At 63.2% G+C, this 23,172-nt stretch carries 25 protein-coding genes; 14 read left to right on the top strand and 11 right to left on the bottom strand.

What is annotated here, in order from left to right; all coding sequences use genetic code 11:
• Positions 1–3: 3 nt before the first annotated feature.
• The 7 genes from IGS61_RS23590 (at position 4) to IGS61_RS23560 (ending at position 3,315) form a co-directional block, all read left to right on the top strand.
• A complete protein-coding gene (locus tag IGS61_RS23590) occupies positions 4–465 on the top strand; it encodes a GNAT family N-acetyltransferase (protein WP_230541829.1) in 462 nt (153 codons plus the stop codon).
• Positions 466–541: 76 nt separating this feature from the next.
• The gene (locus IGS61_RS23585) at positions 542–949 is read left to right on the top strand and encodes a GNAT family N-acetyltransferase (RefSeq protein ID WP_230541828.1); all 408 of its coding nucleotides are present in this window, start codon (positions 542–544) and stop codon (positions 947–949) included.
• Between the two features lie 26 nt (positions 950–975).
• Positions 976–1,419 (top strand): hypothetical protein, encoded by a 444-nt coding sequence (locus IGS61_RS23580; RefSeq protein WP_230541827.1) that lies wholly within the window; start codon positions 976–978, stop codon positions 1,417–1,419.
• 104 nt (positions 1,420–1,523) lie between these two features.
• Complete coding sequence (locus IGS61_RS23575; protein WP_230541826.1) at positions 1,524–2,087, top strand: hypothetical protein; 564 nt, start codon at positions 1,524–1,526, stop codon at positions 2,085–2,087.
• Between the two features lie 9 nt (positions 2,088–2,096).
• A complete protein-coding gene (locus IGS61_RS23570; RefSeq protein ID WP_230541825.1) occupies positions 2,097–2,405 on the top strand; it encodes a hypothetical protein in 309 nt (102 codons plus the stop codon).
• A gap of 158 nt (positions 2,406–2,563) precedes the next feature.
• On the top strand, positions 2,564–2,761 hold the full coding sequence (locus IGS61_RS23565; protein ID WP_230541824.1) for a DUF3079 domain-containing protein: 198 nt from the start codon (positions 2,564–2,566) through the stop codon (positions 2,759–2,761).
• 59 nt (positions 2,762–2,820) lie between these two features.
• A complete protein-coding gene (locus tag IGS61_RS23560) occupies positions 2,821–3,315 on the top strand; it encodes a prolyl-tRNA synthetase associated domain-containing protein (RefSeq protein WP_230541823.1) in 495 nt (164 codons plus the stop codon).
• 7 nt (positions 3,316–3,322) lie between these two features.
• Here IGS61_RS23560 and IGS61_RS23555 read toward each other — a convergent pair whose 3' ends face one another.
• The gene (locus IGS61_RS23555; RefSeq protein WP_230541851.1) at positions 3,323–4,468 is read right to left on the bottom strand and encodes an MFS transporter; all 1,146 of its coding nucleotides are present in this window, start codon (positions 4,466–4,468) and stop codon (positions 3,323–3,325) included.
• Between the two features lie 264 nt (positions 4,469–4,732).
• Between IGS61_RS23555 and IGS61_RS23550 the strand changes: the two genes are divergently transcribed.
• Positions 4,733–5,341, top strand: a complete 609-nt coding sequence (locus IGS61_RS23550) for a TetR/AcrR family transcriptional regulator (RefSeq protein WP_230541822.1) — start codon at positions 4,733–4,735, stop codon at positions 5,339–5,341.
• Between the two features lie 3 nt (positions 5,342–5,344).
• Here the strand turns inward: IGS61_RS23550 and IGS61_RS23545 are convergent, their stop codons facing one another.
• Positions 5,345–5,815, bottom strand: a complete 471-nt coding sequence (locus tag IGS61_RS23545; RefSeq protein WP_230541821.1) for a GNAT family N-acetyltransferase — start codon at positions 5,813–5,815, stop codon at positions 5,345–5,347.
• 43 nt (positions 5,816–5,858) lie between these two features.
• On the bottom strand, positions 5,859–6,677 hold the full coding sequence (locus IGS61_RS23540; RefSeq protein ID WP_230541820.1) for an XAC2610-related protein: 819 nt from the start codon (positions 6,675–6,677) through the stop codon (positions 5,859–5,861).
• On the opposite strand from IGS61_RS23540, the gene IGS61_RS23535 reads away from it, so the two are divergent.
• A complete protein-coding gene (locus IGS61_RS23535; protein ID WP_230541819.1) occupies positions 6,671–7,327 on the top strand; it encodes a tetratricopeptide repeat protein in 657 nt (218 codons plus the stop codon). The two genes, IGS61_RS23540 and IGS61_RS23535, sit on opposite strands and share 7 nt — an antisense overlap.
• Here IGS61_RS23535 and IGS61_RS23530 read toward each other — a convergent pair.
• The 7 genes from IGS61_RS23530 to IGS61_RS23500 all read right to left on the bottom strand — a co-directional run bounded on the left by IGS61_RS23530 (position 7,314) and on the right by IGS61_RS23500 (position 16,500).
• Complete coding sequence (locus tag IGS61_RS23530; protein WP_230541818.1) at positions 7,314–8,288, bottom strand: ribonuclease Z; 975 nt, start codon at positions 8,286–8,288, stop codon at positions 7,314–7,316. The genes IGS61_RS23535 and IGS61_RS23530 overlap by 14 nt on opposite strands.
• Positions 8,289–8,335: 47 nt before the next feature.
• Positions 8,336–9,835: a metal-dependent hydrolase family protein gene (locus IGS61_RS23525; RefSeq protein ID WP_230541817.1), complete on the bottom strand. Its 1,500-nt coding sequence runs from the start codon at positions 9,833–9,835 to the stop codon at positions 8,336–8,338.
• A gap of 142 nt (positions 9,836–9,977) precedes the next feature.
• Positions 9,978–10,829 (bottom strand): formate dehydrogenase accessory sulfurtransferase FdhD, encoded by an 852-nt coding sequence (fdhD, locus tag IGS61_RS23520; protein WP_442908096.1) that lies wholly within the window; start codon positions 10,827–10,829, stop codon positions 9,978–9,980.
• 14 nt (positions 10,830–10,843) lie between these two features.
• Complete coding sequence (locus IGS61_RS23515; RefSeq protein ID WP_230541816.1) at positions 10,844–11,764, bottom strand: bestrophin family protein; 921 nt, start codon at positions 11,762–11,764, stop codon at positions 10,844–10,846.
• Positions 11,765–11,777: 13 nt separating this feature from the next.
• Entirely contained in the window at positions 11,778–12,758 is a 981-nt protein-coding gene (locus IGS61_RS23510; protein WP_230541815.1) for a cytochrome d ubiquinol oxidase subunit II, read from the bottom strand.
• Between the two features lie 30 nt (positions 12,759–12,788).
• Complete coding sequence (locus IGS61_RS23505; RefSeq protein WP_230541814.1) at positions 12,789–14,174, bottom strand: cytochrome ubiquinol oxidase subunit I; 1,386 nt, start codon at positions 14,172–14,174, stop codon at positions 12,789–12,791.
• Positions 14,175–14,187: 13 nt separating this feature from the next.
• Complete coding sequence (locus IGS61_RS23500) at positions 14,188–16,500, bottom strand: FdhF/YdeP family oxidoreductase (protein ID WP_230541813.1); 2,313 nt, start codon at positions 16,498–16,500, stop codon at positions 14,188–14,190.
• A 165-nt stretch (positions 16,501–16,665) separates the two neighbouring features.
• Here IGS61_RS23500 and IGS61_RS23495 point away from each other — a divergent pair, with 165 nt between their 5' ends.
• Positions 16,666–16,941: a helix-turn-helix domain-containing protein gene (locus IGS61_RS23495; protein ID WP_230541812.1), complete on the top strand. Its 276-nt coding sequence runs from the start codon at positions 16,666–16,668 to the stop codon at positions 16,939–16,941.
• A 117-nt stretch (positions 16,942–17,058) separates the two neighbouring features.
• Positions 17,059–18,144, top strand: a complete 1,086-nt coding sequence (moaA, locus tag IGS61_RS23490) for a GTP 3',8-cyclase MoaA (protein ID WP_230541849.1) — start codon at positions 17,059–17,061, stop codon at positions 18,142–18,144.
• 5 nt (positions 18,145–18,149) lie between these two features.
• Here the strand turns inward: moaA and IGS61_RS23485 are convergent, their stop codons facing one another.
• The gene (locus IGS61_RS23485) at positions 18,150–19,574 is read right to left on the bottom strand and encodes an aminotransferase-like domain-containing protein (RefSeq protein ID WP_230541811.1); all 1,425 of its coding nucleotides are present in this window, start codon (positions 19,572–19,574) and stop codon (positions 18,150–18,152) included.
• A gap of 158 nt (positions 19,575–19,732) precedes the next feature.
• Here IGS61_RS23485 and IGS61_RS23480 point away from each other — a divergent pair, with 158 nt between their 5' ends.
• From IGS61_RS23480 to msbA, 3 genes are all read left to right on the top strand, one after another.
• Positions 19,733–20,695, top strand: coding sequence for a Dyp-type peroxidase (locus IGS61_RS23480; protein WP_230541810.1), 963 nt, complete (start codon positions 19,733–19,735; stop codon positions 20,693–20,695).
• 45 nt (positions 20,696–20,740) lie between these two features.
• A complete protein-coding gene (locus tag IGS61_RS23475; RefSeq protein ID WP_230541809.1) occupies positions 20,741–21,124 on the top strand; it encodes a hypothetical protein in 384 nt (127 codons plus the stop codon).
• 108 nt (positions 21,125–21,232) lie between these two features.
• Entirely contained in the window at positions 21,233–23,068 is a 1,836-nt protein-coding gene (msbA, locus tag IGS61_RS23470; protein WP_230541808.1) for a lipid A export permease/ATP-binding protein MsbA, read from the top strand.
• Positions 23,069–23,172 lie beyond the last annotated feature (104 nt).

Here is a 23,172-nt window from a genome sequence, read left to right as displayed (position 1 = left end):
ACCATGACCTTCACGCTCCACCCGTTTTCCGCTATCCTGCCCGCGGATTGGCTCCTTCTGCTGAACCACCCGGACGTCATCCGCCACATGCCGCTCGCCACCGAAAGCTGGACTGAGCAGGCTGTGGTGGAATGGGCGAAAGGCAAGGACGCGCAGTGGCAGGCCCATGGCTATGGACCGTGGGCGATCCGGATCGATGGTGCTTTTGCCGGCTGGGGCGGTTTTCAGCAGGAAGGGCGCGAAGCGGATCTCGCACTGGTATTGCTTCCTGAATTCTGGGGATGTGGACCCGCGCTGGTGCGCGCTTTCATGCGCCGCCGGCTGGAACTGGGCATAGGTGCTGTAAGTCTCCTGCTGCCGCCCAGCCGCACGCGCGTCAGGGGGCTTGCACGAATCGGCTTCGCCTTTGACTGCGAGGTGGAGTATGACGGCCGGCGTTTCCTGAAGTTCCGGGCAGTTGAATGAGTTTTATCTGCGTGGAGGGGATGGCAATATCCCCTCGTCCCCAGCTACGCTCCTATTCACTTCCACCTATGAAACCATGAAAAACATCACCGTAGAATATCGTCACAACTTTCCCCTCGATCCGCTCGACGTCGTGCGCGTCTTCGATCAGTCCGGAATCAAGCGGCCGACCGGCAATCTGCCGAGAATCGCGCGCATGTTCGCCGCGCCTTGTCTCTTGCTGTCGGCTTGGGTAGACAATGAGCTGGTGGGGGTGGCGAGGTCGCTGACCGACCATGCGTATTGCTGCTATCTGTCGGATCTGGCCGTCAACAGGCAATACCAGGGCCTGGGTATCGGCAAGCAGCTGGTCCAGCGCACGCAAGCCATCATCGGCGATGAAGTGTCCCTGATACTGCTTTCCGCTCCGGATGCCATGTCCTACTATCCGACGCTCGGTTTTGAGCCTGCCGGCAATGCCTATGTGATCCGGCGCAAACATTGAGCGCGCGCTTCCCGGAACTCCGCCTTATGAAACCCGTCTACACCCTCGCCGAAGCCCTGGCAAAAGACCCCGGCCGCGTCGCCAAAACCCAGGCGCTCACCCTCGACAGTTCCAGGCCCCGCATGGGCCTGAAAGGCAGCCATGGCTTGTTCGCCTCCGAAGCGTGGTGGCAAAACATCGCGGCCAGGCGCCTGCAGACGCAAACCTTGACGGGCATCATCGAGCGCACGTATTTCGCGGGCCAGGACAGCCGGCGTGGCGATGAAGTCAACAGCTTCACTTTGCGCCTGGCCGATGGCTCGACAGCCGATGAAAGCATCTACACGCACCGCCGGCAGGACATCAAGCTGTTCGTGCCAGGCGCCACGGTGACGATGGTCTACGCGCTCGATGAGCTGAAGGCGCGGGCGGCGGACGGTGGTGCCGACTATGCGCGGATCGTGCTGGAAGTGTCTGTTTCTGCGGCATAAGGCCTTATATTCACTTGATGCCGCTGCCATAAGCCTCCTGTTCCCTGTCAACACCATCCTTCCAGGTTTGCATTAAATTAAGGATACTTCATGATGGAGGCGAGATGGATGACGAACTCAGTGGTGAAACATGGGGGCGAAAATTTCCAGGCAGCACCAACACGAGGGATTTGTCAGGAAATTTTCGTTTGGCAGTGGAAGATTTTCTATATGCAATGAAAGAGGCGGGGATCAGGGTTGCAATCAATGCCACCTACAGACCGCCGCAGCGCTCCTACCTGATGCATTATGCGTGGAGACTCGCAAGAAAACAGCTTGATCCCCCACACATCCCAAAAATGGCGGGTGTGAATATCGCATGGGATCACGGTGAAATTGACGCATCTGTCAAGGCTGCAAAAGCGATGTTGACCGTCTTGCAGATTAATCATTTACCCATCAAGCCCGCACTGCGCTCGCAACATAATTCTGGTCTTGCGATTGATATGGATTTGGTGTGGAGCGGAACGGTTGAGGTGAAAGATGCGAGCGGTAATATGGTGAAGATTGCCACTTTGCCGAGAAACGGCATGAACAGGCAACTTATCGCGGTCGCTGCAACATATGGAGTAAAGAAATACAACGGGCCTGGAAGCGACCGGTCACACTGGTCCAATAACGGTTATTAAAGGAAAATCATGCGAATGTTTTTTCTGATAGTAGCCATTTACTTTGTTCTTCCTTTTGCCTTTTCAGCCCAGCCACTCCCTCAGGATGTCAGCAGGTTTATCTATAACGCAGAAGCATGTGAGCACTTGGCGGGAGAATTTGATGGGGAGCTACCTAAGCGGCAGCAGGATGCTATCCTCAAGAATATACATAAATACTGCAAGGTGGCGCAAAATCAGCTGAGAATTCTTGAGGTGAAATATCAAGGCAATGCCAAAATAATGAAGGTCATCAAGAGTCATGCTAATGATGCGGTGACCAGTTATGAGAGGGAATGACATACGCTGGTCTTGCTGGTGAACGTAGAGCGCAAGCTGCCACCACAGCAATATGCGCAAACTTGACCTAAGCAAATTCCCCACAGAAATTCGTTTGACCGCCTCCCGCGCCAGGTCTACAGTCGTCGAAGAGACCTCAACCGACCCCATCGCCCCCCATGGCCAAGCCCTTTCCCTTGAATCCCAAGAATCCCGAACGCATCTGCTGGGGCTGCGACAAGTATTGTCCACCGAATGCCATGCGCTGCGGCAATGGTTCCGAACGCACGCAGCATCCCATCGAGCTGTTTGGCGAAGGCTGGAATGACTGGGGGCTGGCGGCCGCCGATCAAGCCGAGGCGGAGAAAAAACCGTAGCGGTGACAGCGCCCCGATCCGCTACAATTTCCCATCGCACTCGCGTTGAGGAAATGCCCATGCAAGAGATCCTGTCCCGCTGGCTGGCAAGCAGCGCCGGCGATTACGCCATGGTCGAACACCCGGCCGTCCACACCATCGATGAAGCGCTGATTCACGTGCCCGCCATGCCCGGCCTGATGGTGAAAAACCTGTTCGTGCGCGACGAGAAGGGCCGGCGGCATTTGCTCGTCATCGTGCCCTGCGACAAGCGCATCGACCTGGCGGCGCTGGGACGGCTGTTGCCGGCCAGTAAGCTGAGCATGGCCTCGCCCGAGCGCCTGCTGCGGCACCTGGGCATTACGCCCGGAGCCGTCAGCCTGTTCGCGCTGATCCACGACAGCGCGCAGGCGGTGGAGCTGGTGCTGGACCAGGCCGTGTGGGATGCCGGCCATATACAAGCGCATCCGCTGCGCAACACGGCCACAGTGGCGCTGTCGCATGCGACCCTGGTCCGTTTCCTCGCGCACACGGGGCATGTACCCCGCATCGTGACGGTGCCTGCAACGCAATAAAACAAGCTCAATGCCCGGCCACGGGCGCGCCGCCACTGCGCCGCCCCGGCTTGAAGCCGTGCGCGCGGGCCGACCAGGCGAGCGCGAACGCCAGCAGGAGCAAAGCCACCATGGCCCAGGGGAAAGCGTCCGCGCCCCAGGTTTCCAGCAAGGCGCCGCCCACCACGCCCGCGGCCGCAATCGCGCCATTCCACGCCACCACGTTCATCGACAAGGCCACGTCGGCGCCGCTGCCGGCCGTGTCGGCCAATGCCGTTTGTAACAGCGTTGCCGCGCCGCCAAAGCTCAGACCCCAGACGGCCATGCCGACATAGATGACAGTTGGAAACTGCGACGCCATGCCCAGCACGAGGGCCGTGACGGCGAAGGTCGCCAGGCTGGCCAGCACGGTGGCGCGCAGGTGGCGCTCGACCAATTTCCCCGTGATCCAGATGCCGGCCATGGCCGCGGCGCCGAAGACGAGCAGCACCAGGTCGATGCGTCCCGTCAATCCGGCCGGCGCCACGAACGGGGCGATGTAGGTGTAGAGAATATTGTGCGCCAGCATCCAGGCGATGACGACGGCCAGCACGGGGCGCACGCCCGGCGTCGTGAAGACGCGGCGCAGGGGCAGGCGCTCATGCGCACGCTGGCCAGGGTAGTCCGGCACTTTCGCCAGCACCCACCCGATCAGGACCAATGTCAGCGCGGAAATGATCCAGAACGCGGCGCGCCAGCCGACCAGCGAACCGAGCAGGGTGCCCAGCGGCACGCCCAAGGACAGGGCGACGGGTGCGCCCACCATGGCCAGCGCCAGGGCGCGGCCTTGCTGGTGGGGCGCCACCATGCGCCGCGCGTAGCCGGCCAGCAAGCTCCAGGCCAGTCCGGCCGCCATGCCGGCAAAGAAGCGGGCTGCCAGGGTCAGCCAGTAGTGCGACGACAGCGCCGTGACGGTATTGAACACGAGAAAGCCGATGATGGTCAGCAGCAGCACGTTGCGGCGGCGCCAGCCGCGCGTGGCGATGGTCAGCGGTATGGCCGCCAGCAGGGAGCCCAGCGCATAGGCCGTGACCATTTGCCCGGCCAGCGCGGCGCTGATGCCGAGTCCCGCGCTGATCTGCGGCAACAAGCCGGCGGGCAAGGTTTCCGTGACGATGCAGATAAAACCCGTCATGGCCAGGGCCAATAAACCTGAAACGGGGAGTCGGTCGGCCAGCGCGGGGCTGGCTCCGGTGGTGAGCGTGGCGTGATTCAAAGCGGCTATCCTTGGAAATGTGACGGGGCGGCAAGGCGCGGGAGTGCCCCCGGCCGTCGCGGAGATACATATGTATCGATCGGTATAAATATAGGCGATGGCGCGCCGCGTTGTCAATGACTTCTGTATCGAGTAGTATGTAAGTGGTGGTGCGTAGATGAGAAGGAGTGATGGATGGCGCAAATGGGACGGCCGCGTACGTTCGACCGGCAGGCAGCCGTCGAGCAGGCCATGTTTTTATTCTGGCAACAGGGATATGAATCGACGTCCTTGAGCCAGCTCAAGGCGAGCCTGGGCGGCGGCATTTCCGCGCCCAGCTTTTATGCGGCGTTCGGCTCGAAGGAAGCGCTGTTCCGCGAGGCGGCGCAATGCTATCTGGACACCTTTGCGCGCGTGACGGAGTGTTTGTGGGACGATGGCCTGGCGCCGCGCGCGGCCATCGAGCTGGCCTTGCGCCAGTCGGCCCGCATGCAGTCCGATGCGGGACATCCGCCCGGCTGCATGGTGGCGCTCGGCTGCATGAGCGCGCCGACGGCCGAACATGCGGCCGTGGCAGCCCCGTTGACGGCTTCGCGCGCGCGCACGCGTGCCGGTTTCGTGCATTGCGTCGAGCGGGGCATGGCCGGCGGTGAGTTGCCGGCGGGTATGGATGCTGCGGCGCTGGCGGCCGTCTTCGACAGTTTTTTATCGGGCGTGGCTATCCAGGCCCGCGACGGCGTGGGTTACGCCGTGTTTGACGCCGCCATTACGCAGATCCTGCGCGTGTGGGATGCCAATCGCGTGCCGGGCTAGGCGCTAGGCCGTCCAGCGAAACTCCAGCACGTCGTCGCCATACTTGTCCGTCTCGCCCGTCGCCGTCCAGCCCAGGTAGCGGTAAAAGCCGTAGGAGCGCGAGGCGGGGTCGCTGGAGCAGCCGAGGAACAGCCGCTGGTGGCCCCGGGCGCGCAGGTCGGCCATCACCAGTTGCAGCAGGGTCTTGCCGATGCCCAGACCTTCGAATTGCGGCAGCAGCGCCAGGACGATGATTTCGCCCGTGTCGCGCTCGCCAAAGCAGTAGCCGGCCAGCTGGCCGTCGTGATGGCAGACCTGGCCGGGCAGGCTGCCCGAGCGCATCATGTCGGCCCAGGTGTCGGCCGTGATGCCCACTTCCGCCAGGCGTTCCTTGGAAACGGCGTTTTGCCGCGTCTTGCCGCGCAAGGCGATAAAGGCCGGGGTATCTTCCGCCCTGGCGGCATGAAAAGTAATCGATGCGGGATGTGTCGTCATGTGTGCGTGAATTGTTGTGAATTGTTGGATGGTAGTGAAGGATTTACTCCCACGGTTTGCGCATAATGTGCGCGTGGCGCTGCCAGTCAACTACTTTTGTATTTTCAATGGCTTGCTGGCCGGGATTGGCGCTATCGATCTTTTCATCCTTGACGATGACCAGCTCGTTTTTATCATTGAGGCGGTATTCCCTGTAGCGCTCGCAATCCTGTTCACGCCGGGCGGTGGTGATTAATTTGTCAGCCTGCCACGCATAGCTGTCTTCATAAAAACATTGCGCCGCGCAGCCGCAATTGGCGATGCCGCCTTCGATTTTTTGATCGCTTATGCTGATATCCAGATTCGGAATGGCAGACAAGGGTTTATTGAAACGGTATTGCTGCGCTGGCGCATCCCACAGCCACACATCGGAACAGCGGATGCGCCCCTGGCTATCCGTGTAGCCGGTGACCCACAGGTCGGCATGGCCGTCGAAATTCATGTCCAGCAGCAGCGCGTGCAAATTGCCCGTACCACTGCTGCTGCAACTGCCATTGAGCCACTGCTTGCCGATTTTCAGACGGTAGGTCTGTTTTTCATCGTGATTGACATAGCGGATATCGGCCGCTTGGCGCACTTTGCCTGTCGAGGCTTTGCCCAGGTGCAAGGTGCCGCCATAAGCCGACGTGGCAATCAGGGATAAAAGCAGAACAATCAATTTCATGGCGTTATTCTTCGGGCACAATGCCCCGATTGCATCAGGTGGAGAATGATCATAACGCATGATCTGGGCAATGCGCCACACGGTTTCTATTGTGCATTCTGTGTGGAACAGTGCTGTGTACAATGCCAAAAAATCCCCGATAAGGAATTCTGATGACATCCTCTCCCGAATCTTTGAATGAAGCGGGCATTCTCGCTTATAACGACGGCAATCATGCCGAGGCCTTTAAACAATTCGACGCCGCGGCGCGCACCGGCGATCCCGCGGGCCAGCATTTATTGGCCAGCCTGTATTACCAGGGCCATGGCGTGACGCAAGACTTGCCGAAAGCGGTGGAACTGTTCACGGCGGCAGCGCAAGCGGGCTTTCCGCCGTCGCTGGCCAACCTGGCCCTGATGTATGCGAGCGGCGATGGCGTCGCGCAAGACATGGCGCAATCGCTCGCGTACGGGCGCCAGGCGGCCGAGGCGGGCGATGGCCAGTCGCAATTCAATCTGGCGCAGGCTTACCGCAAGGGTATTGATGTACCGCAAGACTATGCCGAGGCGGCGTTCTGGTACAAGCAGGCGGCCGAAGCCGGCTCCCTTTCCGCACAGAATGAATATGGCTTGCTGTACGCGCAAGGGCAGGGCGTGGAGCTCGATTACGTGCAGGCGTATGCGTGGATCGCCATGCCGGCCGAGGCGGGCAGCGCGCAATCGGTCAAGAACCGCGACCAGCTGCTGGAAATCCTCACGCCCTCACAGCAGCAGGCGGCGCGCGCGCTGGCCGCCGAGTATGCAGCGCAGTACGGGGTCAATCCCCACTAGACTTCCCCGGCAGCTTGGTCAGCACGCCGGCCGCATCGAGTTCATAGCTGTCGAAATCGCGCGCCAGGAACAGTTTACCTGAGTAATGCAGCCGGGCTTCCGCTTCCAGCTCGGCCATGCCGTCCGCATTGTGGTAGCGGGCGCTGAAGTGGGTGAGGATCAGGTTCGGCAAGCGCACCGCTTCGGCGAACTGCGCCACGCGCTGCACGGAACTGTGCGTGGGGCCGGGGCCCACCTTTTGCAGCATCGCTTCCGTGTAGGTGGCTTCGTGCACGAGCAGTTGCGCATCCGTGCAGGCATCCGTCAGCAGCCCCGGCGTGTCGTTGTCGCCGCCGATGACCACGGTGGCGCGCTGCGTTTCCGTCTGGCGGAAAGCGGCGGCGCGCAAGACCGTGCCATCGTCCAGGATCGCATCCTGGCCCGCCTGCAATAAACCCCAGGCCGGGCCTGGCGGCACGCCGGCCGCCTGCAGGGCGGCCTTGTCCAGTTTCCACCTGCTCGTTTCCAGCGCAAAACGATACGCGACGCTCGGCGCGCGGTGCGACAGCGCGTGGCGCGAAATGGTCAAGCCCGCTTCTTTATGGACGACTGGCGCGCTGTCCACGTCGATGTGGATCAACGGGTACGTCAAAAACAGTTCCGTGTGCAGCAGGGTCGCGTCGATCCACGCCTTGATGGCGGCCGGGGCGATCAGCAGCAAGGGCTTCTTGCGTCCCGTCATGGATGCGCTGGCCAGCAGGCCCGGCAGCCCATAGCTGTGGTCGCCATGCACGTGGGTGATGCAGATGCCCACCAGGTCGTGCACGGACAAGGGCAGGCGCTGCAGCCGGTGCTGCGTGGCTTCGCCGCAATCGATCATCCACCAGTCGCGGTTGTGCGTGGTGTGCAGGGCCAGCGACGTGACGTTGCGGTGGCGCGTGGGCACGCCGGAAGACGTGCCGAGAAAAGTCAGTTTGAACATGCCCGCATTATGCGGCAAGCCTTGCCCGCTTGCCAACGCCGCTGGCCTCAGCTTGCCAGTGAAGCGCTCAATTTGTCCTTGTAGATGCGCCCGTTCTTCATGATCAGCAGCAATTTTTCTTCAGGCTGGGCGAGGAAATCGAGGTTCTTCGCGGGATCGCCATCGGCCACCAGCAAGTCGGCCAGCGCGCCCACGGCCAGTTGGCCCAGGGTGCCCGGGTAGGGTGCGCGCTGGCCGGACAGGGCCAGCAATTGTCCATTCTGCCCCGTCGCCTGCGCCAGCAGGGTCAACGGGTCGTAAAAGCGCGTGAGCTTGGCCAGCTGGCGACCCTGGGTCGGCGTGTTTTTCGCGTTGAACAGAATATCCGTGCCCCAGCCCGTCCTGATGCCGTACTTTTGCGCCAGCGCATACGCCTTCACCGTGCCTTCCGATACGATGGCCTGGCCGGCCTTGCGCGCCGCATCGGGGTAGACATTCGCATCCGCATCCTGCAGGAACGGTTGCAGGCTCCACCACGTGCCCGCGTCGCGCATCATGCGCGCGGATTCGTCATCGGCAAGCTGGCCGTGCTCGATGCTGCGCACGCCCGCGCGGATGGCCCGCTGTATGCCTTTCGGCGTGTAGACGTGGGCCATCACATAGGTGCCCCAGTCGGTGGCCGCTTCCACGCCGGCGCGCAGTTCGCGTTCCGAATACTGGGTGCTGTCGAGCGGGTCGTACATCGACGCGACGCCGCCGCCGGCCATCATCTTGATCTGCGTCGCGCCCAGCACCAGCTGCTCGCGCACGCGGCGCAGCACTTCCGCTTCGCCATCGGCGATCATGGCCATGCCCGCCGTTTCCGCCATGCCCAGCGGCGCGTTGGCCGCACGCGGGATATCCGAGCGCAGACGGAAGTCGCCATGGCCCGAGGTTTGCGAAATCATGGCGCCGGACGGGAAGATGCGCGGACCGTCGACGATGCCTTCATCGATGGCGCGTTTCAATGCAAACGCGGGGCCGCCAGGATCGCGCACGGACGTGAACCCCCGCAGCAGGGTGCGCCGCGCTTCCTGCGCCGCCACCAGATATAAATAGCCGACATCGGACGTCATGGCCGTCACCTGGCTGATGGCGGCCAGCATGGTGTGCCAATGGGCGTCGATCAGGCCCGGCATCACCAGCTTGCCCTGGCAATCGATCACTTGCGCGCCCTCGACTTTTTCGCCGGCCGGCAGCAGGGCGGTAATCGTCGCCCCCGTCACCAGCACGTGGATGCCGGCGCGGGGCGCCTTGCCCGTGCCGTCGAACAGGCGCAGATTGGTCAGCAATATGGGGCGGTCGGATGCTTGCGGCTGCTGGGCGATGGCATTGCCGGTGGACAGGCCGAGGCCGATGAACGGTGCCAGCATGGCGGCCGCGCCGCCGAGAAATTGCCGGCGCCGCATGTCCGCCATCACGCGCTGGTGCAGGATGGTGAAGACGGTGCCGCCGCAGTCGCAGGCGCGCGGCTTCAAGCCGCCCGTTTGCCACGTGTCCATCAGATGCTGCTCTTGTGCCAGGGCCATCGCGCCATCCTTTCATCGCTGCCGCGCCAGGAGCGTGGCAGCAGGCAAAGTTAATGATTAGAAACTATTGCCATTGAAAGCCGCCAGCGGGGGCAAGTCAAGCGTGCACTTGCTTTACGGCAAAGAATGTAGCATCGGCTGTTCAAGGTGCATGCTGGCCGCTATTTTCCCCTTCGCCCGCCGTGTAATCGACAAAGCCGTCGCGGCGGCAAAAGCTGGCCAGCTGCATGCCGGCCTGGCGCGCGATGCGGATGGCCAGCGAGGTGGGCGCCGAGATGGTGGCGACGAGCCCGATATGCATGCGCGCCGACTTGCGCACCAGTTCATAGCTGGCGCGGCTGGACAGGAAGACGAAGCCGTCGTGCATGGCGATGCGGTGCAGCGCCAGGTAGCCGATCAGTTTATCGAGGCCGTTATGCCGGCCCACGTCCTCGAACACTTTTACCACCGCGCCCTCGGCCGTGCACCAGGCGGCCGCATGCACGCCGCCCGTCTTGTGCATCAGTTCCTGGTAGGGCAGCAGTTCGCGCGCGGCCCGGCCGAGGATGGCGCTGCTGGCCACCAGCGGCGGCAGGGGGCGCGTAATCTTTTCCGGCACCAGGTCCAGCAGGGCCAGGCTTTCGATGCCGCACACGCCGCAACCCGTGCGCCCCGTCAGCGCGCGGCGGCGGGCCTTGAGCTTGATCAAATCTGGCTGCGCGATGGTCAGCCGCACTTCCGCGCTGTCCGCGCCGCAGCACACGTCGAGGTCATAGATGTCGCGCACGCTGCTGACGATGCCCTCCGTCAAGGTGAAGCCGACGGCGAATTCCTCGAGGTCGCGCGGCGTGGCCATCATCACGGCATGCGCGATGCCGTTGTAGACGAGGGCCACGGGATACTCCTCGGCCACCATGTCGCGGCCCGCCGTGGCCACGCCCCCTTGGTGGCGCACCATGGGGACTTCCAGGAAACCGTCGCGTTCGATGGTGGTGATGCCGATGTCGCATTCCATGATTTTTCCTCCAGTTAATCGATCTGATAGCGCGGGCAGGGCCGTATCGAGGGCGGCAGCGGGTCGCCGTTCAATTCCAGCAGCGAGCGTTCCGTTTCCCGCGTCATGGCGTTCAGGGCCAGGCAGTTGGGCGCCAGGCCGAACGGTTCGGCGATCTGCTGCGCGATGGCTTCCAGCGCAAACAGGGTGTAGGCGACGAAGACGGAAATGAGGGGCGTGGCCACGCCGATGGCGTCCACCAGTCCCAGCGGCAGTAAAAAACAGTACATGTAGACGGTGCGGTGCACGAGCACGCCATACGGATACGGAATCGGCGTGTTCTTGATGCGCTCGCAGCCGGCCACGGTGGCGGCCAGGTCGTTGAGCTGGGTGTCGAGCATCCACAGCAGCTGCGTCTGGCCCGGCTGGCGCTGCACGGCCTCGTGCAGCATGGCGCGCACCGTGTGCAGCACGGCGACGGGCTTGAAGTTGACTCCCTGCAATTGCTGCACTTCGCCGGCCGGCAGGTAGCGCGCCAGGTCTTCTTGCGGGTCCGTCTGGCGCAGCTGGTGCTTGAGCGCGTAGACGAAGGCGATCAGGCGGCGCAGCAGCAACTGGTGGTCCAGGCCGCTCGTTTCCTGCGGCAGATACGTGAGCGCCTGCGAAGCGAGGGCCCGCGCGGCGATCAGCAATTGCCCCCAGATATGCCGCGCCTCGACGAAGCGCGCATAGCTGGCGTTGTTGCGAAAGCCGAGGAAGATCGCCAGGCTGATGCCGACCATGGGAAACGGCGCCGTATCGAGCGGAATCTTGACGCCGAAGATACGGCCATCCGTCAGCAAGGCCAGCGAACTGACGACCAGCATCAGCAGCAATTGCGGGATGATGGCTTGCAGCACGGAGCCGTTCCAGACGAACAGCATGCGGAACCAGTTGGTGGTAGGCCGAATGATCATGATTTGATGCCGATCAATGCTTGCGGGGCACAACTTTGCCCTCGAAGACGTAGTATTGGAACAGGTTGTAGCCGATCATGATCGGCAGCATGGAACCCATGCCGATCAGCATGAAGATCAGGGTCGGCTCGTCCGATGCGGCCGCCGCGATGCTCAGCTTGCCCGGGACGAGGTCGGGGAAGAAACTGATGGCCAGGCCCGCGAATGACGCCAGGAACAGCACGATGGCACCGCGGAACGGGCCGCGCACGCCGTTCACGTGCACGGCCCACAGGATGTAAATAAAAGCGCTGGCGGCGATGGCGGCCAGGGCCAGCAGCACGCCGAACACGCCCGGCTGCGCCCAGCGGTCGTGGCCGATGGCGCTGAAGACCATGGTGCCGGCCGACAGCACGATGGCGGCGGCGACCGTCGCCAGCACGCTGGTGGTGGCGTAGCGGCGCGCGGCCGCTTCCAGCTGGCCGCCCGTCTTCTTGATCAGATAAGTGCTGCCCAGCAGGCAATACCCGGCCACCACGCCCAGCGCCGTGCACGCCGTGAAGATGCCGCTCAGCCAGCCCGGCTGCAAGCCCGTGATGACCTCGCCCAGCACCACGCCCTGCGCCACGGCGGCCAGCAGGCTGCCCACGCCGAAGACCACATCCCACAGGCGCTTGTTGCCGGCCGCATGGCGGAACTCGATCGAGGCGCCGCGCATGATCAGGCTGGCGATCAGCAGCATGATGGGAATGTACAATTGTTCCAGCAGGGTGGCGTAGGCGCTGGGAAAGGCGCCGAACAGGGCGCCGCCCACCACCACCAGCCAGGTTTCATTGGCGTCCCACACGTGCTCGATGGATTGAAAGATCAGGTTGCGTTCCTGCTCGCGGCCGGTGAACAGGCTGAGGATGCCCACGCCCAGATCGAAGCCGTCCGTGACCACGTAAAACACCAGCATCAGGCCGATCAGGCCGAACCAGGCATTGCCCAGCATGGCATGCGAATTGATATCCATTACATACTCCTTGATTGATGGGGGCGCATTTCAATACCCCGCGGCATGGGCGGCGTCCGGCAGCGGCAGCGGCAGCGCCACGTCCGGGCCTTGCTGCAGCCATTTCTTGGCAAACACAAAGAAAGTGACGAACAACACGATGTAAAACACGAAGAACATCAGCATGCTGCCGGCCACGGCGTGGGCCGCCACGTCGGAAACGGCGTCGCGCGTGCGCAGCAAGCCGTACACGACCCACGGCTGGCGTCCCACTTCGCGCACGATCCAGCCGCACTCGACGGCGATGTAGGGCAGCGGTATCGTCAGCACCCAGGCCAGCAGCAGCTTGCGGTTGCGCACGAATTCCTGCACCCGCCCACCCACCTTGCGCCAGGCGACGAAGGTCCAGAACGCCAGCAGCACGAACCACATGCCGATGCCGGCCATGGCGCGGAACGCGTAGTACAGCAGCGGCAGCATGGGCGGCTGGTCTGCGCGGGCGATGTCGGCCAGGCCCGTGATCTTGCCCGTGGCGCTATGCGTGGCGATCACGCTGAGCATGCCGGGCACTTCCAACGACCAGTCGTTCTTCTGTTCCGCCTGGTTGGGCCAGGCCAGCAGGGACCAGGCCGCCCCTTCGCCATCGCGGTTCGTGTGCCAGTGGCCTTCGATGGCCGCGCCCTTGGCGGGCTGGGTCTTGAAGACATCGACGCCGCTCGAATCGCCGAGCCACACTTGCAACGGAGCAATCACCAGCAGCAGCATCAGCGCCAGCTTGAACGAGCGCGCGAAGAAGGCCGGTTCGCGGCGCTTGAACATATACCAGGCGGAAATGCCGGCGATGACGAACAGGCCCGTTTCCACGGCGGCCACCCACATGTGGCCCACGGCCCAGGCCATGTCGGGATTGAAGATGGCGGCCACGTAATCGGTGACGATGATCTTGCCGTCCACCACGCGCACGCCGGCCGGCGTCTGCATCCAGGAATTGGCGACCATGATCCAGAACGAGGAAATGCTGGAACCGAGCGCCACCATGCCGGTGGCAAACAGGTGCACGCCCTTCGGTACGCGGCCCCAGCCGAACATCATGACGCCGATGAAGCCCGCTTCCAGCATGAAGGCCATGGCGCCCTCGAAACCGAGGATGTTGCCGATGAACTGGCCTGAATGGTGCGAGAACGGCGCCCAGTTGGTGCCGAACTGGAATTCCAGGGGAATCCCGCTGACGACGCCGACGGCGAAGTTAAGCACCAGCAGCTTGCTCCAGAAGCGCGCGTGGCGGTAGTAGACGGGGTCGCTGGTGCGCAGCCACAGCGCCTCGACGACGAACAGGAACAGCGACAGGCTGATCGTCAATATGGGCCACAGGATGTGGAAGATGGCCGTCATCGCAAATTGCGCGCGCGACAGGTCCAGGGTATCGAAACCGAACATGGCGTTCTCCTGATCAACTGAGGGCGGCCGAAGGCGCCAGCAGCACGGGGATGGATTTGAAGGTCGGCGTGCGCGAACCGTGGCCCACGCTGTCCAGCGGCACCAGCGGATTGGTTTCCGGGTAGTAGGCGCCGATGCAGCCGCGCGGAATGTCGTACTCGACCAGCAGGAAGCGGTCGGCGCGGCGTTCGATGCCGTCATGCCACACGCCGATCAGGTCGACCCAGTCGCCGGCCGCAAAGCCCAGCATGGCCAGGTCGTCCTTGTTGATGAAAACGACGCGGCGCTGGCCGAACACGCCACGGTAGCGGTCGTCCATGGCGTAGATCGTCGTGTTGTACTGGTCGTGCGAACGCGTGGTCATCAGCACCATCAGGCGCTCGCCATATTGCTGGCGCGCGCGGTGGATCGGCGTGTCGAGCTCGACGGCGTTGACGAGGAATTGCGCCTTGCCGCTTTCCGTCTTCCACACTCTTTCGCGCGAGGCAATTTCCAGGTGGAAACCGCCCGGTTTGGCCACGCGCAAGTTGTAGTCGAAAAAGTCGTCGAATACTTGCTCGATGGAATCGCGCAGCAGCGCATAGTTGCCGGAAAAGCGCAGCCAGTCGATCTTCTCGCTGCCCACGGTCGCCTGCGCCATGCCGGCCACGATGGCGATTTCCGAACGCAGATTGGGCGAGGCGGGCTGGTTCATGCCGAACGAGATGTGCACCATGCTCATCGAGTCTTCCACCGTCACGCCTTGCGCCACGCCTTGCTGCAAGTCAATTTCCGTGCGGCCCAGGGTGGGCAGGATCAGCGCATCCTTGCCGTGCACGAGATGGCTGCGGTTGAGCTTGGTGGCGATGTGCACGGTCAGGTCGCACGACCGCAGCGCATCCCAGGTGCGCGGCGTGTCCGGCGTGGCCATCGAGAAATTGCCGCCCAGGGCGACGAACACTTTGACCTTTTTCTCCAGCATGGCTTCGATCGTGCCGACGGCGTCATAGCCGTGGTGGCGCGGCGGTTCAAAACCGAACACCAGGCCCAGGCGGTCGAGGAATTCCTTGGTCGGCTGTTCCTCGATGCCCATGGTGCGGTCGCCCTGCACGTTCGAGTGGCCGCGCACGGGGCACAGGCCCGCGCCGCGCTTGCCGATATTGCCGCGCATCATCATCAAGTTCGACAGGATTTGCACGGTGGCCAGCGAATTCTTGTGCTGCGTCACGCCCATGCCCCAGGTGGCGATGACGGCCTTGCCTTTGACATAGATCTGCGTCAACTCTTCGATCTTGTCGCGCGCCACGCCCGATTCGGCCAGCAGCAAGTCCCAGCTTTCCGCGCGCAGGTCGGCCGCGAAGGCCTCGAAGCCGCTCGTGTGCTCGGCGATGAAGGTGCAGTCGAGCACGCGCTCCTGGCCATGGGCGATGGCGTCATCATCGAGCTCGACGACGCGCTTGGCCATGGCCTTGATCAGCGCGAAGTCGCCGCCCAGGGTGGGACAGATGAACAGCGAGCAAATGTTCGTGCTGCCGCCCGTCAGCATTTCCAGCGGATGCTGGGGGCTGGTGAAGCGCTCCAGGCCCCGCTCGTGCAGCGGGTTGATGGAGACGATGGTGGCGCCGCGGCGCGACGCTTCGCGCAATTCGCCCAGCATGCGCGGGTGGTTGGTGGCCGGGTTCTGGCCGAACAGCAGCAGGGTGTCCGCATGTTCGAAGTCGTCAAGCAGCACCGTGCCCTTGCCGATGCCGACTGTTTCCGGCAAGCCACGGCTCGTCGCTTCGTGGCACAGGTTCGAACAGTCGGGGAAGTTGTTGGTGCCGTAGGCGCGCACGAACAGCTGGTACAAAAAGGCCGCTTCGTTGCTGGCGCGGCCCGACGTGTAGAAGGCGGCCTGGTTCGGGTCGTCCAGCGCGTGCAAATGGTGCGCCACGAGGGCGAACGCATCGTCCCAGGCTATCGCCTGGTATTTGTCGCTGGCCGCGTCGTACACCATGGGATCCGTCAAACGGCCATGTTGTTCCAGATCATAGTCCGACTGCTCCATCAATGCCGTGACCGTGTGTTCCTGGAAAAACTCGGGGCGCACGCGCTTGCTCGTCGATTCGGCGGCCACGGCCTTGACGCCGTTTTCGCAGAATTCGAACGTCGACGCGTGTTCGCGGTCGGGCCAGGCGCAGCCGGGGCAGTCGAAGCCGTCGGGCTGGTTTTGCTCGAACAGCGAGCGGTAATTGCCCGCGCTGACTTTTTCCTTGAACAGATTGATGGCCACGTACTTGAGGGCACCCCAGCCGGCCGCGGCATGGGTGTAGGGCGCGATGCGCGCGTCGGACTTTGGCTTGCTCATGATGACTCTCCTGGTGATATGCGATGGGACAATCACATGGTAGGGGTGGCGGACTGCCCCGTAGGCGCACAGTTCCGGACAAAAAAACAGAGTACAGATGGCAAGACGACGATGCCGGCCGCGCCGGCGCCGGACGTGATTTATGATGTGGACAAGGAGAAAGACATGCACAAGGAAGAAGAAATCGACACAGCACTGATAGCGCTGCTGGCGCTGCTGTGGGAGGCGCGCCAGGAGGCGCCCGAGAAACCGTGGTCGCTGGCCAAGCTGGCCAAGCGGACAGGGGTACAGATGAGCACCTTGCTGCGCCAGCTCAATGCCTTGTCCAGCGCGGGCCTGGCGACAGTCGTCACGGCGGAGAGCGGCGGCGGTAGCGCATTCCTGAGCGCGGCGGGCGCGCAGCTGTGCGCCAGCGTGTTCGCGCCGCCTCCAGCAGAGTAAAGCCGAATCTGTACTCTATCGGCTGGCGCCGGACTGTACCTCTTTGCCTGCCCCCATTCGTCTTATGCTACATCCTGACGTATGCCTATCGAGGGGGAAGCAACAATGAACACCATCATGTATCCGCAGCCAGGACTGTGGCAGCCAGACTATAGCGAGCCGTGCGTGGACATGCTGGGCCGCCCCCTGACGGACTTGCGCATTTCCGTCATTGACCAGTGCAACTTCCGCTGCACCTATTGCATGCCGGCCGAACTGTACCCCAGCGATTACCCGTTTCTGCCATCGAGCGAGCGCCTGTCTTTCGCGCAGATCGAAACGATGGCGCGCGCCTTCGTGCGCCTGGGCGTGGATAAGATCCGCATCACGGGCGGCGAGCCGCTGCTGCGCAAGAACCTGGAACGGCTGATCGAGCGCCTGGCGCGGCTCGCCACGCCGGACGGGCGCGCCGTGAGCATCGCGCTGACGACGAATGGCAGCTTGCTGGCCGCCAAGGCGCGCTCGCTGAAGGAGGCGGGCCTGGACCGGGTCACCGTCAGCCTCGACAGCCTGGATAACGGCATCTTCCAGCGCATGAATGGCGTCGATTTTCCCGTCGAGAAAGTGCTGCACGGCATTGAGGTAGCGCAAGCCGTCGGTTTGCACCCCGTGAAGGTCAACATGGTCGTGCAGAAAGGCGTCAACGACAGCCAGATCGTGCCGCTGGCGCGCCATTTCCGCCACACGGGCGTGGTGCTGCGCCTGATCGAATTCATGGACGTGGGCGGCATCGGCGCCTGGTCGCGCACGCACGTCGTCACGTCGGACGCGGCGCGCGCGCTGATCGCGGCGGAATTTCCCCTCGTGTCGCTGGGCGAAGGCAAGCCGATCTCGCACGAGACGGCCAGCCGCTACAGTTATCTCGATGGCGGCGGCGAAGTGGGCTTCATTTCCAGCGTGTCGCAGCCGTTCTGCGGCGACTGCAGCCGCGTGCGCGTCTCGTCCGATGGCAAGCTGTTTACTTGTTTGTTCGCCCATGACGGCCTCGACCTGCGTCCCCACCTTGATCCTGCGCAAGGCCCGCAAGGGCTGGAAACCGTGCTGCGCCGGCACTGGCAGCGCCGTGGCGACCGCTACTCGGAAGTGCGCGGCGCCCTGGCCCAGGCCGGCGGCGCCCAGCGCAAGCAGTATCCCACCGTGCGCATGTCGCTGGTGGGCGGGTGAATGGTTTACAGGAACTCGGTGATCAGTTTGCCCAGCAGGATGATCGCCTGTTCCACGTCCGCGCTCCACGGATAGCTGTAGTTGAGGCGGATGCAGTGCTTGTAAGCCTGGCTGACGGAAAACATGCGTCCCGGGCCCACCGTGATCTTGCATTCCAGCGCGCGCCGGTACAGTTGCATCGAGTCCACGTTGCCCGGCAACTCCACCCACAGCACATAGCCGCCCTGCGGTTGCGAGACTTTGGTGCCTGCGGGAAAGAAGCGCAGCACGGCGGCGGCCATGATGCGCGCCTGCTGGGCGTAGGCCTTGCGGGTGCGGCGCAGATGCTGTTCGTAGCCGTCGTTTTGCAGGTATTCGGCGATGGCCAGTTGCGGGAACGACGAGGTGGTGAGCGTGTTGAGGAATTTGAGTTCCTCCACCTTGCCCCGGTAACGTCCGGCCAGGGCCCAGCCCACGCGCTGGGCGGCGCTGAGGCTCTTGGAAAACGAGGAGCAGTGCAGCACCAGGCCCTTGCGGTCGTAGGACTTGAGCGAGGACGGGTGGGCGTCGCCGTAATACAGCTCGTTGTAGACGCCGTTTTCGATGGCGGGCACGTCGTGCTGCTCCAGCAGCTGGACCAGGGCCCGCTTGCGCTGGTCCGACATCTGGAAGCCCAGCGGATTCTGGAAGTTCGGCATCACCATGACGGCGGCGATCGGTTGCCGGGCCATGATGTCGGCCAGCGCTTCAATGCTGATGCCGTCATACGGATCGGTGGACACTTCCACCACCTTCATGCCCAGCCGCTCGACGGCCAGCAGCATGGCATAGAAGGTGGGCGATTCGACGGCGATGGTGTCGCCCGGCCTGGCCACGGCTTGCAGGCACAGGTTGATCGCTTCCGTGGCGCCCACGGTGACGATGATTTCGTCGGGATCGACGGCCAGGCCGTTTTCCAGGTAGCGGCGGGCGATTTCGCGTATCAGTTGCGGGTTGCCCGGCGGCAGGTCGTCCGTCACGCTCCAGTCACGGTTGCGGCGCGCCACGGCGCTTGCGTACTGGTTGATGCGTTCCCACGGAAACAGCGCGGGATCGGGGTAGGGCGAGCCCAGCGGGATGGCGTCGTGCAAGCCGATCGAGCGCAGGGTCGACAGCACCAGGCGGCTGACGTGCACTTCGGCCGGCACGGTGCTCGGCTGGGATGCCTGCATGCACAGGTCGGCCGGCTGCGCATCGCCGCCGGCGCGGGGCCGCACGAAGTAGCCGGACTGGGGCCGGCTTTCGATCACGCCCATGCCTTCCAGCTTGACATAGGCGCGCAGCACCGTGGTGATGCTCAGCTTGTGCTGCTGGCTGGTCTGGCGCACGGAGGGAATGCGTTCGCCGGGCAAGAGCACGCCCTGGGCCACCAGTTGCTCGATGTCGCCGACGAGCTTTTCATACAATTTCATGCAATGGTATCCATTCTTGATTCTTGCTCTACGTCATTGCATTATCGTCCAATTCATGACGACCTATAGTTACAATTATCGCATGTTGCCTAAATGAAACTGCCATCCGGCACTTCTGGTTTAAGATTCACCTGGAAAACGAAAAAGGAACATCTGTCATGGCAATTCCACAAAGCATGCTGTCCGTCGTCGCGCGCGACGAAGTGCATTTGCAGTTCAATGTGAAGGCCGGCGTTGAACCGGAGCAGCTGTTCAGGGTGCTGGGCAAACTGTGGGAATCCGGGGTCACGGGCATCCTGGACCCCACCCTGAACCGCCACCATCAGTTGACGGGCGGCACGGCCAATGTGGTGCTGGGATTCCGGCCCGAGCTGTGGCGCGCCGCCTGTCCCGGCTGCGTGCCGGACAACATGGCATCGTTCGCGCACGACCTGGTGGGCGCCAACGGCAAGACGGCGCCCGCCACCCAGCACGATTTCTGGGTCTGGATCACGCAGTCGAACGCGGCCACCCTGTACGACAGCATGCGCACGACGCTCACCTTGCTGGGGCCTTATGCCGAGCTGGCCAGCGAACAGGTGTGTTTTCCGTATCATAACAATGTGACTTTCGACGGCTTTGCCGACGGCGTCGCCAACCCGAATCCGTTCCGCGCCAATGGCGTGGCCATCATTCCGGACGGCGAGGCGGGTGCGGGCGGCTCGACCGTGCTGCTGCAGAAATGGCGCATGGACGTGGAGCGCCTGCGCGCCTTGCCCGTGCACGCGGCGGAGCAGGTGTGGGGCCGCACCAAGGCCGGCAGCCATGAATTGTCGCCGCTGCCCGTCGATTCCCACGTGGGCCGCAATCAGTTCATCCGCGATGGCGAGGAAGTCGATATCGTGCGCCGCAATGCCAATTACGCCAATGCAACTGAGGCGGGCGTCATGTTTGTCGGTTTCAGCCGCGACATCACGGTGACCATGGGCATGCTGCGGCAAATGTACGGCGTAGGCTATGATGGCGTCACCAAGACGGACAGGCTGCTGGATTTTTCCACGGCGCTGTCGTCGGCGATCTATTTCGTGCCCAGCATCGACGCCTTGCTGGCCGTGGGCATTTCGCCGGCGGATCCCGGCTAAGGGCCGCCCCGGCGGTCCCTATTTTTACTTAACTAGGAGTTTTCCATGCGTATTCGTCCCGCCACACTGTTGTCCACCTTGATACTGGGCAGCGTCGTCTTCAGCGCTTCCGCTTCCGCCGTCGGCCTGGGTTTCCTGGCAGATACGCCGATGGCTTACCTGAACAAGAACGACAAGCCCGTCTTCGTGAAAACCGTCACCGACGTGCTCAATGACAAGAAGGATGGCGAAACCGTGCAATGGAGCAATGAAGGCTTGCGCAATTCCGTGCGCATCGCCGCCGACATCACGGCCAGCGACACGGAAAAGACGGACGCGCAAACCTGCCGCAAGGTGCAGGTGGGCTTGAACGCCAAGGGCCAGGAACAGACCCTGAAGCTGAAAGTGTGCAAGACCGGCACGGCCGCGTGGAAAGTGGCGAAGAGCTGACAGTCCGTGCATTCCCTTGCCGGTCCTGCGCCGGCAAGGTGACGACTTTCTCATAGCTAAGTCTGGCAGCGGTTAGAATCACGCTTTACCCTCACTTTTGTCACCTGCATGCAGCAAAGTCGCCTCCTGTTCTTCCGCCTGGCCGGCCAGTTTCGCCGCTATGGCGCCATCGTTGCCGCCACCTTGCTGGCCGTGGGCGTGGCGTCCGCCACCGATGTATTGTTGATTCGGCAATTGCAAAACGTCGTCGACGCCATGCGCGCGACGGCCAGCACGCAGGCCGCGCCCGCGTCCGGCGTGATGGGCATGCTGCAGGGCTGGGTCGACCGTTTCTTGCCGGCACAGGCGGGGCAGGTGGACTTGTGGGTGATTCCCGCCACCATCCTGGGCCTGGCCGTGCTGCGCATGGTATCGAGCTTTGCCGGCGATTACGGTTCCGTATGGCTATCGAGCCGGGTGCAGGCCGATCTGCGCGAAAAGATGTTCGCCACCATCATGCGCTTGCCCAGCCGCTTTTTCGACACCACCACCACCAGCCTGACGCAGTCGCGCGTGGCCTTCGACGCCAGCCAGGTGTCGCAGGCGGGCTTGAACGTGCTCAACGTGATGGTGCGCGATTCCGTCGCCACCATCGGCTACCTGGTCCTGCTGTTCAGCATCGACGTGAAACTGGCCCTGTTCTGCATGGCCTCGATGCCCATCGTCGCCATCGTCGTGACCCTGGCGGGACGGCGCATGCGCCACCTGAGCAAGAGTTCGCAGCAAGCCGTGGGCGAGCTGACGTCCGTGCTCGACGAAAGCATCGCCGGCCAGCGCGTGGTAAAAATCTTTGGCGGCCAGGATTATGAACAGGCGCGCTTCGTCGACGTCGTCAAGCGCAACCGCCAGCTGGCCGTCAAGCATGCGGCCACGTCCGCCATGAATTCCGGCTTCATCATGATGCTCGTCGGCATCACCCTGTCATCCGTGATCTATTTCGCCATGCTGCGCGCGCAAAGCGGCGCCATCACGCCGGGCGCCTTCGTTGCTTTCATGGGCGCGCTGATGGCGATGCAGTCGCCGATCAAGAATTTAACGAAGATCAATGAGCCGCTGCAGCGGGGGCTGGCGGCGGCCGAATCCGTCTTCGGCTTGATCGACACGCCGCTGGAACCGGACCCGGGCACAGTGGCCCCGGCCGCGGTGCAAGGCAATCTGTCCCTGCAGAACGTGCACTTCCGCTACAACAGCGACGATCCCGATGCGCCCACGGCCTTGAGCGATATCACGCTCGACATCCGCGCCGGCGAAACGGTGGCCCTGGTGGGCGGCTCCGGCGGCGGCAAGACGACCTTGCTGGGATTGCTGCCGCGCTTCTATGACGTCAGCGGCGGCCGGATTTTGCTCGACGGCGTCGACGTGCGCGACTACGCCTTGCTGGCCCTGCGGCGCCAGTTCGCCCTCGTCAGCCAGGATGTGATTTTGTTCAACGACACGATGGCGGCGAATATCGCGTATGGCGACCCGGCCCCGGACCAGGACAGGATCGAAGCGTCGGCGCGCGCCGCCTACGCCCACGACTTCATCATGCAGTTGCCGCAAGGCTACGAGACCCAGGCGGGGCAGAACGGTTCGCGCCTGTCGGGCGGGCAACGCCAGCGCCTGGCCATTGCCCGCGCGCTGTACAAGGATGCGCCGATCCTGCTGCTCGATGAAGCGACCAGCGCGCTGGACACGGAATCGGAGCGCTCCGTGCAGGCGGCGCTGGAAGTGCTGATGCGCAACCGTACCACCATCGTCATCGCCCACCGCTTATCCACCATCGAAAGCGCCGACCGCATCGTCGTCATGCAGGGCGGCCGCCTGGTCGAGTCGGGCAGCCATGCCGCCTTGCTGCAGCAGGGCGGCGCGTATGCACGGCTGCATGCGAGCCAGTTATCTCCCGTCAAGGATGGCATGGGCTGATGTGTGGCGCGCCAGCGCATCCGCCGGGCCGGAGCCGGACCAGCAGGTTCGTCCCGGCCTTTTTTTATGGGGCGGCAATCGTGCCCATGGCGAACGGCGCTTGC

Origin of the sequence: Janthinobacterium sp. FW305-129 (genome assembly GCF_020858115.1) — a bacterium.
Classification (GTDB): domain Bacteria; phylum Pseudomonadota; class Gammaproteobacteria; order Burkholderiales; family Burkholderiaceae_D; genus Janthinobacterium.
This window is presented reverse-complemented; position numbering and strand designations above follow the sequence as displayed.